At 39.3% G+C, this 12,210-nt stretch carries 15 protein-coding genes; 6 read left to right on the top strand and 9 right to left on the bottom strand.

All coding sequences use genetic code 11. From position 1 onward, the window contains the following. Positions 1-128 precede the first annotated feature (128 nt). Positions 129-722, bottom strand: coding sequence for a phospholipid-binding protein MlaC (locus H5092_RS17365; protein WP_024595677.1), 594 nt, complete (start codon positions 720-722; stop codon positions 129-131). Positions 723-967: 245 nt separating this feature from the next. Between H5092_RS17365 and H5092_RS17360 the strand changes: the two genes are divergently transcribed. Beyond that, positions 968-1,504 carry an acyloxyacyl hydrolase gene (locus tag H5092_RS17360; RefSeq protein ID WP_182672816.1) on the top strand — a complete coding sequence of 179 codons (537 nt, stop codon included), beginning with the start codon at positions 968-970 and terminating at the stop codon, positions 1,502-1,504. Positions 1,505-1,593: 89 nt separating this feature from the next. Further along, on the top strand, positions 1,594-1,740 hold the full coding sequence (locus H5092_RS17355) for a DUF2897 family protein (protein WP_138489348.1): 147 nt from the start codon (positions 1,594-1,596) through the stop codon (positions 1,738-1,740). A 52-nt stretch (positions 1,741-1,792) separates the two neighbouring features. On the opposite strand, the gene H5092_RS17350 is transcribed toward H5092_RS17355, so the two are convergent. Beyond that, on the bottom strand, positions 1,793-3,163 hold the full coding sequence (locus H5092_RS17350) for a YjiH family protein (RefSeq protein ID WP_182734226.1): 1,371 nt from the start codon (positions 3,161-3,163) through the stop codon (positions 1,793-1,795). Positions 3,164-3,229: 66 nt separating this feature from the next. Continuing rightward, positions 3,230-4,291 (bottom strand): outer membrane protein assembly factor BamC, encoded by a 1,062-nt coding sequence (gene bamC / locus H5092_RS17345; RefSeq protein ID WP_039487313.1) that lies wholly within the window; start codon positions 4,289-4,291, stop codon positions 3,230-3,232. 358 nt (positions 4,292-4,649) lie between these two features. Between bamC and H5092_RS17340 the strand changes: the two genes are divergently transcribed. Both H5092_RS17340 and bcp read left to right on the top strand, forming a co-directional pair. Next, a complete protein-coding gene (locus H5092_RS17340; protein ID WP_007583906.1) occupies positions 4,650-5,183 on the top strand; it encodes a glycine cleavage system protein R in 534 nt (177 codons plus the stop codon). 11 nt (positions 5,184-5,194) lie between these two features. Continuing rightward, positions 5,195-5,674, top strand: coding sequence for a thioredoxin-dependent thiol peroxidase (bcp, locus tag H5092_RS17335; protein WP_182734224.1), 480 nt, complete (start codon positions 5,195-5,197; stop codon positions 5,672-5,674). Between the two features lie 356 nt (positions 5,675-6,030). Here bcp and H5092_RS17330 read toward each other — a convergent pair whose 3' ends face one another. Next, the gene (locus H5092_RS17330) at positions 6,031-6,774 is read right to left on the bottom strand and encodes a class I SAM-dependent methyltransferase (RefSeq protein ID WP_182716758.1); all 744 of its coding nucleotides are present in this window, start codon (positions 6,772-6,774) and stop codon (positions 6,031-6,033) included. A 226-nt stretch (positions 6,775-7,000) separates the two neighbouring features. Then, entirely contained in the window at positions 7,001-7,666 is a 666-nt protein-coding gene (queE, locus tag H5092_RS17325; protein WP_024591014.1) for a 7-carboxy-7-deazaguanine synthase QueE, read from the bottom strand. 145 nt (positions 7,667-7,811) lie between these two features. On the opposite strand from queE, the gene queC reads away from it, so the two are divergent. Beyond that, positions 7,812-8,468 (top strand): 7-cyano-7-deazaguanine synthase QueC, encoded by a 657-nt coding sequence (gene queC / locus H5092_RS17320; RefSeq protein ID WP_002960416.1) that lies wholly within the window; start codon positions 7,812-7,814, stop codon positions 8,466-8,468. A gap of 94 nt (positions 8,469-8,562) precedes the next feature. Here queC and H5092_RS17315 read toward each other — a convergent pair whose 3' ends face one another. Further along, complete coding sequence (locus H5092_RS17315) at positions 8,563-9,012, bottom strand: isoprenylcysteine carboxylmethyltransferase family protein (RefSeq protein WP_007378935.1); 450 nt, start codon at positions 9,010-9,012, stop codon at positions 8,563-8,565. A gap of 207 nt (positions 9,013-9,219) precedes the next feature. On the opposite strand from H5092_RS17315, the gene H5092_RS17310 reads away from it, so the two are divergent. Then, positions 9,220-9,462, top strand: a complete 243-nt coding sequence (locus tag H5092_RS17310; protein ID WP_010553668.1) for a hypothetical protein — start codon at positions 9,220-9,222, stop codon at positions 9,460-9,462. Between the two features lie 4 nt (positions 9,463-9,466). On the opposite strand, the gene H5092_RS17305 is transcribed toward H5092_RS17310, so the two are convergent. From H5092_RS17305 to H5092_RS17295, 3 genes are all read right to left on the bottom strand, one after another. Then, positions 9,467-10,489 carry a hypothetical protein gene (locus tag H5092_RS17305; RefSeq protein WP_182716759.1) on the bottom strand — a complete coding sequence of 341 codons (1,023 nt, stop codon included), beginning with the start codon at positions 10,487-10,489 and terminating at the stop codon, positions 9,467-9,469. A gap of 101 nt (positions 10,490-10,590) precedes the next feature. Continuing rightward, positions 10,591-11,271, bottom strand: a complete 681-nt coding sequence (locus tag H5092_RS17300; protein WP_182734222.1) for a tRNA (adenine(22)-N(1))-methyltransferase TrmK — start codon at positions 11,269-11,271, stop codon at positions 10,591-10,593. Beyond that, positions 11,272-12,210, bottom strand: coding sequence for a class I SAM-dependent methyltransferase (locus H5092_RS17295; protein ID WP_182716761.1), 939 nt, complete (start codon positions 12,208-12,210; stop codon positions 11,272-11,274). It abuts the gene before it with no gap.

The raw sequence follows: 12,210 nt of genomic DNA, 5'->3' as shown, positions 1-12,210 counted from the left end.
GCTCTAAATGATTAAGTATTACTATGGATTGGTATTGTCCTTAGCAAAAATATAAAAACGGCCAAGTACATAAGTAATTGGCCGTTTTTGAGGTTGGAGTTGGGCTTAATCAGAGCCAGACAAATAGTCTATTTACTTTTTAACTCGCTAATAACTTGCTCTAAACCCACATCAGAAATGCGTTGAATAATCTCTTTTTGTTTAGCACTTAATAGTGAAATGCCTTCAGCAACAATATCGTATACTTTCCACTCATTGTTTTTACCTAAACGAAGCTTAAAGCTTAAGTCGATAGTAGGCGCATTTGGCTCAATAATTTGCGTATTAACTGTTGCGTATTCAGAGTCACTTTTTGCGTTATTACGCTCAAATACTACTTTTTGACCCGTGTACTTCATTAGTGCACCGGCGTAAGTGCCTGTTAAGTAATGCTCTACTGCATCTATAAATTGAACAGCTTGCTCGCGCTCAATACCTTTAATGTGTTTACCTAATAATTTAAACGACACAAACTTAACGTCAATATGTGGCATTAAACGTTTTTCAACAATGGCAGCCATCGCGTCTTTGCTGGCTGTACCTTTTGAGTTTACTTGGCCAATATCTGCAAAAAGCTTGTCGGCTACCGATTCAAGTAACTGATCTGGTGATTGCTGAGCTTGTGCAAATAACGAACTGCTAAAAAAAGCAGTGGCTAAAACGAATAGTTTAAAGAGTTTCATAATTGTATATGTCTGTGTGATTAAGATGGCTGTAATTTACGCGAACTATACGCAATAAAAAAGGCACAAATAAGCAACTTATTAATGCCAAAATAGCACCAATTGAATAACTAAAATAAATTCAAGCAGTTAGAAAGCTCCATTAACAGCTCATATACAACCGGCATTTTGTCCTCATTGTAATTGTTAACAGGCCGCCCTTATCATTTAGTTATCAACTTAAATCAAACGAACCTTTGGCACCTATGAAAACGTCACTTAAAACACTTATTATCTCTTTTGTATTAGTAGTTTCACTTTTTGGCAAGCTTGCTTTTGCTCAATCGGACCACGGTTATGCCGTTGACTTTCTCAAAGGCGAAGGTAACGTAAACGGCGTTAAGCTTGCGTATCAGTATCATGCACCTGGTATGCAAAACCTTATTGGTGATGCACGCTTTTACTTTGAAACCAGCGTAAACATGTGGGAATACCGCCACGGCGATGAAACACAATCAAACCTAGTACTTGCTATGTCACCTGTACTGCAATTTCCTGCTTTTAGTTTTAACAACACCCCATTTTATGTAGAAGCAGGCATTGGTGTATCACTGATTGATGAAACGCAGTTTGCCGGTAAAAACATAAGTACTCACTACCAGTTTGAAGACCGCATAGGCCTTGTAGCCGATTTTGGCCACACCAATGTTGCCCTTCGCGTTATTCACTATTCAAATGCAGGCTTTAAAGAGCCAAACCCTGGGCTTAACTTTTTAACGCTTTCGGTAGCGAGACGTTTTTAACGTTATTGATTGTATTTTTGAGTAAATCAATTGCTGTTATAGTGCAAAGCGGTCACACTTAAACGTACTAAAGTTTAGGTGATACTGCGATGCAAACTTGGCATATTGTAATTATTGTCGCTGTTGTTCTTGCCATTATCATTGGTAATATTGCGCTGATTAGACTCTCTGCAAAACAGGAGTTTATAAAGCCCAACGCCAATATAAAAAATACAACAGACACAAAAAAGCCCTGATCAATCAGGGCTTTTTCAATAATACCAATTCGCTAAATATATTTTTGCTAATTTAGCCTACTAGCCAATGCGCCATTAGCGCAATAACAGGTAAAGTAATTAGCGTTCGCAAAATAAATATAATAAATAGCTCTAAAATATTTACCGGTATTTTACTGCCAAGTAAAAGTGCACCTACCTCAGACATATAAATAAGCTGAGTTACACTCATTGCGGCAATAATAAAGCGCGTTACATCACTTTCAATAGTCCCTGCTGCTAATATTGACGGAATAAACATATCAGCAAAGCCTACCATAATAGTTTGCGACGCTGCGGCTGCTTCGGGTACTTGCAATAGCTCTAAAAATGGCACAAACGGCATACCTAAATACTGAAATATAGGCGTATGCTCAGCAATGATCAGTGCAAATGTGCCTACCGCCATAACTACAGGTAACACAGCAAACACCATATCAAGCGCGTTATGTACGCCCTCTTTTATAGTGCCTTTAACACCCGTTGAGTTATCTGCTTTAGCTAGTGCAACATCTAACGAATGGCCAAATAAAGTTTTATGACCCGGAATTGTTTCAGCGTCTCTATCTGGCTCAGTGCCATCAATGAGTAAGTCTTTTTTAAAGCGCAGTGGCGGTAATCGCGGCACAATAATAGCGGCAACAATACCGGCTAAACATACCGTTGCGTAAAACGGTGCAAATAGGTATTCAAGTTTAACTTGCCCAAGCACCACTAAACTAAATGTAATTGAAACCGCTGAAAACGTAGTACCAATAATAGCCGCTTCGCGTTGTGTATAGTGCTTTTGATCGTACTGCCTTGCAGTCATCAAAATACCCACACTGCCATCACCTAACCACGATGCAGTACAGTCAACCGCGCTTCTACCTGGTACACCAAATACAGGGCGCATTACTTTGGTCATTAACGTACCAGCAAGCTCTAATAGACCAAAGTTAATTAATAGCGGCAGTAATAAGCCCGCTAAAATAAATACCGAAAACAACACAGGCAATAAGTCATTTAATACCAGTGCGCCAGTATTGGCCGAGGTAATCATCTCGCTGCCTAGGCTTAAGTACGTCATCAAACCAAACGCCATACCAAATAAGCGTACCACCAGCCATGTCCAGCTCACATCAAATAAATGCTTTAACAAAGGTGAGTTACATATAGCGGCGGGTTTAAACACTTTAGTAATTACAGAAATAACCCCTGTAATACAAATAATGAGGGTAATAATTGCTTGAGCAGAGCCAAGCATCATTGCTTGAACCGCTTTTGCCATAACGGCAATAGGAATGGTCATCCCTTGCGAAGTACTAATGGGTGTCATAAATAAAAACACACCAATTAACGAAGGAACCAAAAAAGTAAACCAAGTGCGCCACGTATAGTGTGAACGTTCAGGTAGCTGAGACATATTGTTTAACCTATAAAAACCACAAAAAGAGCATAGCGCTCTTTTTGTGGTAAAACTTATTATTATTTAAATTTTAATGCCGCGCTGAATGAGTGCTGCTTCTAATGCTTGTTGTAAACCATTCATAGTACCTGGCTCAAGCGTTTCGCCTTTATCATCCATCCACGTTAAGCTAGTACCGCCTTCTTTTGTTTTACTTACTAAAATTTGGTATTGGCCTTCATCAATAGGTAGTTGAGCTACGTCATCACCCCAAATTGAATCCCAAACGCTTGTTTCTGGTTTAGTATAATCTGCAGTAATTAAGCCCGTATCTGGGTTAATTTCAACAATAGAGAACGACAAGCGCTCTAAAAACCCAGAGAAACGGTCAAACACAGCGTCGTAAGATTGCTCAGTTACAAGTGCTGCATTACCTTTATTATCAAAGCCCATTTCAAGAGAAATAATACCTTGGCGTTTACGCATATCAACTTCAAGTTGACGGTAACGGTAATCAAACTCGCTCACTACTTGGTTAAGCGCACGTACTTCTAGCTGCTGCTTGAGTAAGTCTGTTAGCGTTTTATCACCTTTAAAATCAATCAGCTCTACACGTAAAGACGCAGTGCGTTGATGTGACTTTTCTTCAATAGTGAATCTAAACTTCTCTAAATCATCGTTAACTTCATCGCCCCACCACCAAAAACCTTCTTCGGTTTTAATGATTGAGTACCAATCAGTTTCAATAATACCAAGTAGCTTATCTTCTTTAGTAGTTCCTGCATTATTATCAGCTAGGACAGATTTAATCGTATCCCAAAGAAACTCATCTAAATCAGCAATGCCATCATTTTTATCAAAATAAATACGCGCCTGTTTATCTGTCTCTTCTACCCAACTGCCTTTCGCAATTGTTAATACTTGTGCCGGTGGGCGGTAATTTGTAGCTTCAGGATTATTGTCGTATTGACCTACATCCATTTTATAAACTGGGTCTTGAGCTGGTTGAGATAACGACGCTGGTGCTTTTACAGGCTCATGCGTACGATAATTACGCTCGTCATGTGCCTTATTAATAAATACACTACACCCTGATAAACTTACCAATACACTTACTGCAAGTGCTTTTGGGATCCAATACTGCACAGATATTTCTCCTTAGCATACCCTTTAATTGTTTTAACAAATATATGAGTGGGTAATACCGATTTGGTTCAGTGTAAAATCAATATTAACTTTACATTTATTATTTGGCTGCCTAAATGCAATAAAGTTCAGCACTTCAACTTAGTAAGCAACTAAGCGCAAATAAGCAAATTTTAGCTATGGTACTTTCCCGTGCCAGTAAAAACAAGAAACACCGCACTTTAAAAGCGCTTAATTAGCGTGTGCTGTAGTTTAGAGCCCTTTTTGTGTTAAACTTCGCCGCCGTGCAACTTCTCGTGTGTATTTTTGGTGTTGCCAACTCGGTTGATATAATCCAAGTAACAAGGTATTTGAACTCATGACTGCATTTTCAAATCATCAAATTGTTTTAACAGCGATTGGCGAAGACAGACCCGGTATAGTAAGTGAACTAACTCAACTGGTTAGCGATTGCCACTGCAACATTATTGACAGCCGTATTGCTATTTTAGGCTGCGAATTTACCTTCATAATGCTACTTAGCGGCGACATGTCGGCAATAAGCCGCATAGAGCACGTACTGCCCACTAAAGCCATGGAACTTGGCCTGCTAACCATGATGAAGCGTACAGCAAGTCATACTCCTAGCGAGTTTTGTGCAGGTTACACACTAGAATACACAGGCATAGACACCCCTGGCACATTGAGCAAAGTAACGCGCTTTTTTGCCGACAATAATATTAGTATTTGCTCACTTAAGTCAGACACTTATTCCCAAGAAGACAACATAAAAATGCGTTGTGAACTTGAATTCAACATACCTGTTGATGTAGATATAGATCAATTTAAAATTAGTTTTGAGAGCCTTTCTCACACACTAAACGTAGATTATATTTTTAAACGAATTCGTTAAGGATGCTAAACATGAACACAATTAGTCCATTACAAGCTGGCAATACTGCACCCGCTTTTAGCCTACAAAACCAAAACGACGAAACAGTAACATTAAGCGAGCTGTTAAAAGAGCAACAAGTGCTTGTGTACTTTTACCCTAAAGCGTCAACGCCGGGTTGTACTGTACAAGCCGAAAACCTCCGCGATGAGCAAGCACAGCTTGCTAAATTTAACACCCGCGTTGTAGGTATTAGCCCAGATCCAATTAAGCGCCTTAAAAACTTTGAAACTAAAAAAGAGCTTAATTTTGACCTATTAGCCGATGAAGACCACGCCATTGCTGAAGCATTTGGTGTATGGGGCTACAAAAAATTTATGGGAAAAGAGTACGATGGTATTCATCGCCTAACGTTTTTAGTAGGCCAAGACGGTAAAATTAAACACCTATTTGATAAGTTTAAAACCAAAGATCACCATCAAGTAGTTTTGGACTATTTAGCTGCAGAATAAGTAGCGGCACAGTAAGTTAGCTACCAGCTATTAGATAAATACAGAAAAGCGTTGTTCAAGGGCAACGCTTTTTTTATGCTAGTTATTAAGAATTTTTGTTAAGTGAAAGCATGATCGAGGGAGGGATAAATAGGCAGTCAATAACAGCCATAGGGGTCAAATCTTGACTTCATACATCATAATTAATTAGCTGTTTATATTCGCCGAAACTTAAACAAGCTACTGTGTCGGATGGCGCTTCGCTTATCCGACCTACGTTTTCAAATATATAATGCGGGGTTATTGGGTGTGGGTATTGGCCGTGGGTATGGAGCTCGTTGGGTTTCGCTACGCTCTACCCAACGTACGTGTTTAACTTAAATTTTTACGCAGACAAAAATGGCGTTGCCTGAGCGCTGTGCCCATGGGGTTATTTTGTCGTAGTCATGTTCAAATATGTGAATTTCGAAGTACGGTTTTAAGGCTTCTTTAAGCTCGGTGTAACTAAAAGCGACCATTGGGTGCTCGTCGTGCCATACGAGTGTTTTGTCTGCGGTGGTTTTTTCTATGCTGAGTTTTAATAACTGTTTACTGCCGCTGCCACTATAGTGCCAGCCAGAACGAAATGTGAAGAAGCTATTTTCGCTTGTTGCTGTGTGCTCTACAAATGAATCGCTGTCGATTTTGTTTTTATCAACCGTGTTAAAACAAAATATTCCACCTACGTTTAATGCGCTGTGTACGCTGGCAAGGCATTCTTTTAACTTATTAATGCCGTCGCAGTAATGGATTGAATACAAAAAGCAGGTAATTAAATCCAAGTGCTCGGTTACCTTAAATTCACTCATGTTTTGCAACGAAAATTGCGCTTCTGGGCAGCGAGTTTTTGCTTTATCTAGCATTGGCTGGTTTAAATCAAGCCCACTACTTTTATAACCGTTATCAATAAAGTGGCGTACATGCGGGCCGGTGCCACATGCTAAATCGAGATGGGTGTTTGCGCCATTACCAAAAATTTGGTGCAGCCTGTGAATAGAATTGCTTTGGGCTTGATAATTAATATCTGCACACATTAAGTCGTAGTAATCAGAAAGGTCGGTGTAAAGCGCGTTTGCGGACATATAAGCCTAGTGGTAAGTAGTAGAATATTTTTAAGTCGCGCATAGTAAACTAGTTATGGCTATTAGCGAAGAAGATATGAGTTTTAGGGTTGTCGGATGGTACTTCGCTTATCCGACCTACGTATTTAAATATTATAAAACGTTATTAGAAAATGGTGCGGAAGTGGAGATTTGTTGGGTTTAGCTTCGCTCTACCCAACATACGTAATATAACTTTAAGCTGGCTTTAACTAATTCCTAAATACTTATGTACTTGTATTGATAGGCGCCAGTTTTTGGCAATACAGGTGTCGATTGCTAATTTTGTTGCTGATACTTTTTGGCTAATTGGCTGCAAATAAACAAGCTTAGGGTTAACGCCTGTTTTAGCAAATAATTCTTCTAACTCTTCTACATGCTTTTGCATGGCAACGGGGTGTTTAATTTCATTGGCACGCTTCATAGCGCTGGTGAGTACTTCATAACCGCCGCGCATATTGATTTTTGGCGATACCGTTACCCATGTTTGCTCTGGGGCGAGTATTTCAAACGTGCCGCTGGTTTCTATTTGTGTGCTAAAACCGTGTTCATGTAATAAGTTACATACTGGATTTAAATCAAACATGCATGGCTCGCCGCCAGTAATTACAACATGCTTTGCGGTGTAACCACGTGATTGAAACAAAGCTAAAATTTGCTCTGCACTGGCGTTAGCCCAATGATCTGAGTCGGCTTTTTTTTCTACGGTTTCATCCAGCGATACTTTATATACATTATCAACATCCCACGTTTGCTTGGTGTCGCACCAAGAGCAGCCTACAGGGCAACCTTGCAGACGTAAAAATATTGAGGGTGTGCCAGTAAAGCTAGCTTCACCTTGAATGGTTTCAAACACTTCATTAATTTTGTACAAAAGAGATCTCACTTACTACCTAGCAGCCAAATTGCTACTATTAAAAAACCAAAAAGCGCTGTGCAAAAATTGTTATTTAAGCTGCGGCCGTGTAGTATATCGCGCCCTGATATAAACCTCTATTAAAACTAAGAGCAAAACAGATATGACGCAAAAAGTAGTTGTTATTTATTCCGGCGGTATGGACTCATTTACCGTATTAAATAAAGCCCTGCAACAAGGCCATGATGTATATGCCCTTTCATTTGACTATGGTCAGCGTCATGTAAAAGAGCTTAAAGTAGCGGCAAGTGTGTGTGAAAAATTAAACGTTCCACATAAAATTGTTGATATTTCGGCGATTAACCAACTTATTGGTGGCTCATCACTTACTGATGATATTGACGTACCTGAAGGCCATTACGAAGAAGAAAGCATGAAAAGTACGATTGTACCTAATCGTAATATGATTTTGCTCTCGCTTGCTGTTGGTTACGCGGTATCACTTAAAGCTAGCCAAGTTTATTACGGCGCTCATTCTGGGGATCATGCTATTTACCCTGACTGCCGTCCTGAATTTGTGCAAAAAATGGATGATGTGTGTCGTATTGCTAACTACGACGCGGTAGAAATTTTTAGCCCGTATTTAAATAATACTAAAATTGGTATTTTAACCGACGGTATTGAAATGGGTTTAGATTACAGCCAAACGTGGACCTGTTATAACGGCCGTGAAAAGGCCTGTGGTAAATGTGGCGCGTGCCAAGAACGCCTTGAAGCATTTGCACTAAATAACATTACAGACCCGTTAGAATACGAATAAGCCGCAATTAATTAGTAATACAATTGCTGCAAACAAAAAAAGGCTATCATCGATAGCCTTTTTTGTTTGTCAGGTTTTAAGTCAATGGTATTGATTACAGCCAGCGTTTTACGCGCGCTTTATAGGCGGTAAACTCTTCACCAAATAATTTAGTGAGCGCACGCTCCTCGGGTATTATTTGAAAAAACGTTAAATACGCAATAAACCCGATAATACATAAAAGCGCCCACAAGGAACTTAACCAAACACCCCACCCTGCTAAAATAAATGCAAAACCCACATACATTGGGTTACGCGAAATTTTATAAATGCCGCTCGTAATAAGTTTTGATGCTTGCTCAGGTTTATTTGGGTTTACTGTGGTGTTTGCTATTTTAAAGCTCGCTACCCCTGCAATACAAAAAACACACCCAATAATGACCAAACTTGCTGCTAAGTAGGTAATAAAGGCGGTAAAATCAATAACACTGTAATGCGCAATAAGCGCCATTATGCCTGCAAAAAACAGTACCACTATAACCGGTGGAATTTTATTATTTAACATAGCAACTCACTGTATTATTTAAAATATGTTTATTATATGGAGATTAGACGACTATTAAACAATATCTAAAGTGTATAAATGATGAACACGCTTAAAGCTGAATTAAATAAAGTATACAAATTAAGTTACAATTGTCAGCTTTATCAAAAGCGCTTAAAGGTTATACTTTAACCATAAACGAATAATAAAATGATAAGGAATGAGGTTATGTCTGGAACTACGATGATTGTACTTATTGTGCTAATTTCGGTTGGCTCAGGAGTAGTTTACGATATGTATAAAAAGCACCTTGAGTTTAAGCATAAAATGCAAAACAACAACAGCGATGCCCATAAACAACTAGCTGAAACAAACGCACAAGTGCTTGCATTAAAAGAGCGTGTACAAACACTTGAGGCTATTGTTACTGATTCAAGCTTTAACGTTAAAGATGAAATTAACAAACTTTAAGTTGTTATAAGTAATTTGGATATAAATGCGCATTTTCTGGCTGCTCAATGCCGTGAGCAGCTAAAAACCCACCAATAGCTTGCCCGCAGCCCTGTGGTGCTCGCCCACTGTCTATCTCAAAGTTTAACTGATTAGCATGTTGCTTACCCATAGAGCAAAGCCCTACGGTACTTGGCGAGCGCATAGCGATACTTAGGTTACCTATTTGTTCAACTGCAACGTGCTTACTAAAACGGGCAAAACCTTTGTATTTGAACTGCTCGTTTACGTAGTCATTACTTGTGGCCACCAATGCCGCAATTAAGCCGTGTAAAAAACTATTAGCGGATGAGTCTGCTGTTAAAAACGAAATTGTTTTTTTATTAAACTCGCTAAGCTGGCAATCCTCACACAACAGCTCAACAGTATATAAATGTTGCTCGGCTACTTGCTGCTGACTTTTAAGCTCAATACTTTTTCCTGCAAATACAATACGTTTAAGCACTTCATCAAAGTTACTTGTAACCGTTTCGCTTTTAACAAGTTCAGGGTTTTGCGCCATTACAGGTAAGTCGTGGTGATTGTTAAATGGCGTGCTTGTTGCGCCGCTTTGCATTAACTGAAAAAGCTCTCTTACTTCATGTTCTCGCGCTACTTTTAACGCTAAAAATGCAGTTTGGATAAGTTCTGAAGTAGGTAGGTTTTCCTCTACAATCCAGCGTCTGCCAAATAATAGTTTTTTAGCTTTGGCTTCATTAGTAGATGCGCTTTTTTGGTAGTTATCAGGGCTCAGCACTGCTACTTGCAGGTAAATTTCTTCACCTTTTTGTGCAGCAAGCACTCTAAAGTGAGCCGAAAATTCAATACTCTCAAGTACTTCGTTAACGCTTTCAAGCGTGTGCTTGTAACGTAAAAAATGCTGTGGCACCACCCAATTACTATTAGCCAATTGCACAAGGGGTGCATAAGAAATAGGTTGCTCGTAACTGTGTTGCCATTTTTGCTCATTGCTAAGCAAATGATTAATGTGACTCTTGTTATCTGACATAAATAAACCAAATAAACTCGCGTTGTGCGATATAAACTATGAACACATTACGTCGTCAATGTCGTAATTAGATCACATGTACGCCCTACTTTTGGGCTTTTTTAACTATCGGTGAGTTCTTGATAGTCTGTTATAACTTTTTGATAGTATGGCTTATCTTTATTGAGCATTTTATTATAATGATTTATGAGTTGCCGTTGGTACATAGTGTGCTCTGTACTAGCAAAGTCCCACATTTTGTTGCCGGTACGGCTAATCTCATTATTGGTATTAAAGCTCACTTCAATCACTTCATAAAAGCGTTTGTTGTCGTAAACTATTTGCTCACTTATAAGCCCTAAACCAAGTTGTTTTAAACCCACTCGCAACTTATAAGTGTGATGCACGGGGCATAAAATAAACCGAACATTATTTAAATGATCCACTGCGTTATTAGCAATAATTTGTTGTACTAAACTTAATAACAGCTCACCGCCAACACCTGCTATTACAACTACTTGGCTTTTACTTTGAGCAATTTCAATTTTGCCTACATCCTGACATAAGACCTGCCACTGCGGATTTTTATCACAGGTTTTTTGTAATTTATTAATAGATGATAATTGCTCTTCTAAATCGTCCATTAAAGTGGCGACTATATCTACAAAAATAACGTGGTTTGCAGCTGCGCGTTTTAATAGCGCCATGCCTAAATAACCATGGTCGCAGCAACAATCCCAAATAATATCGTGATGCTGCGAAATTAATGTATCAATGGCAGTTAGGCGTTTACTGAGCTTCATTTAAGCAGGTGTTTGTGACGTTTTATAGACAAGCGCTTTTAAACTTTTGTCGCTGTCTACTTCAATAAAACGCTCGGTGGGGGCTAGGCGCTCAACAAATTCAACTGCACCTTGGGTGTGCTCGTTTATTAATGCTTTAAACGCATCTTCGCTAAGCTCTGGGCTATTCGCACACAATAGTAATTGTGTAGTATCGCAAAGTAGCTCTGGTAACCTGCGCAGCACTTTTTGATAGTCTTTAGTTAATATAAAGCTGCCTTTTTGAAAGCTTGGCGGATCAACTATTATTAAATCAAACGGGGCTGCTTTTTTTAGTTTTCCAAACGATTTTAAAATATCGTGAGGTAAAAAACTTACGCCGCGCTCAAAACCATTTAGCTGATGGTTTTGCTTGCCGACTTTAAGCACGCCTTTGCTCATATCCATGTTCATCACATGATCTGCCCCGCCTTGCATGGCGGCAAGCGAAAACCCACACGTATATGAAAACAAATTAAGCACTTTGCCATGCTTGCTGTTAGCCATTACAAATTCACGGCCGCTGCGCATATCGGGAAATATTCCGGTATTTTGGCGGCTCTGTAAATCAACCAAAAAGCGAATGCCATTTTCGGTTACAACATGTGGGTTAGGTAATTGCCCATAAACCACGGTGTTTTGGCTTTGTACGCCAGCACGTTGCTGGTACACAAGTGACGTAATAAGCTCTGGCTGGTTTTCTTGTGCCCACTGCCACACAACATTGGTGAGCTCGCTTAGTGTTTGCTCGTCAATTTCATCGTACGAAACCAAAAATAAACTGGGCGGGTAAAAGTCTAAATTAACATGGCTTAATGCTTCGACACTGTGGCCTCGGCCATGAAAAACACGACACAGTTCATTTTTTAAAATTGGTGCGTCTTCAAGCGCAGTAATAAGAGGTGTAAAGTTTGCTGTCAT

It is taken from the genome of Pseudoalteromonas sp. SR41-7 (assembly GCF_014163935.1).
Lineage (GTDB): Bacteria > Pseudomonadota > Gammaproteobacteria > Enterobacterales > Alteromonadaceae > Pseudoalteromonas > Pseudoalteromonas distincta.
Note: the sequence above shows the minus strand (reverse complement) of the source record. Positions and strands in the feature narration are given on the sequence as shown.

Bases quoted from the DNA above. Each gene is read 5' to 3' on its own strand.
- H5092_RS17365 (WP_024595677.1), bottom strand. From the start codon at position 722: ATGAAACTCTTTAAACTATTCGTTTTAGCCACTGCTTTTTTTAGCAGT.
- H5092_RS17360 (WP_182672816.1), top strand. From the start codon at position 968: ATGAAAACGTCACTTAAAACACTTATTATCTCTTTTGTATTAGTAGTT.
- H5092_RS17355 (WP_138489348.1), top strand. From the start codon at position 1,594: ATGCAAACTTGGCATATTGTAATTATTGTCGCTGTTGTTCTTGCCATT.
- H5092_RS17350 (WP_182734226.1), bottom strand. From the start codon at position 3,163: ATGTCTCAGCTACCTGAACGTTCACACTATACGTGGCGCACTTGGTTT.
- H5092_RS17340 (WP_007583906.1), top strand. From the start codon at position 4,650: ATGACTGCATTTTCAAATCATCAAATTGTTTTAACAGCGATTGGCGAA.
- bcp (WP_182734224.1), top strand. From the start codon at position 5,195: ATGAACACAATTAGTCCATTACAAGCTGGCAATACTGCACCCGCTTTT.
- H5092_RS17330 (WP_182716758.1), bottom strand. From the start codon at position 6,774: ATGTCCGCAAACGCGCTTTACACCGACCTTTCTGATTACTACGACTTA.
- queC (WP_002960416.1), top strand. From the start codon at position 7,812: ATGACGCAAAAAGTAGTTGTTATTTATTCCGGCGGTATGGACTCATTT.
- H5092_RS17315 (WP_007378935.1), bottom strand. From the start codon at position 9,012: ATGTTAAATAATAAAATTCCACCGGTTATAGTGGTACTGTTTTTTGCA.
- H5092_RS17310 (WP_010553668.1), top strand. From the start codon at position 9,220: ATGTCTGGAACTACGATGATTGTACTTATTGTGCTAATTTCGGTTGGC.
- H5092_RS17305 (WP_182716759.1), bottom strand. From the start codon at position 10,489: ATGTCAGATAACAAGAGTCACATTAATCATTTGCTTAGCAATGAGCAA.
- H5092_RS17300 (WP_182734222.1), bottom strand. From the start codon at position 11,271: ATGAAGCTCAGTAAACGCCTAACTGCCATTGATACATTAATTTCGCAG.
- H5092_RS17295 (WP_182716761.1), bottom strand. From the start codon at position 12,210: ATGACAGCAAACTTTACACCTCTTATTACTGCGCTTGAAGACGCACCA.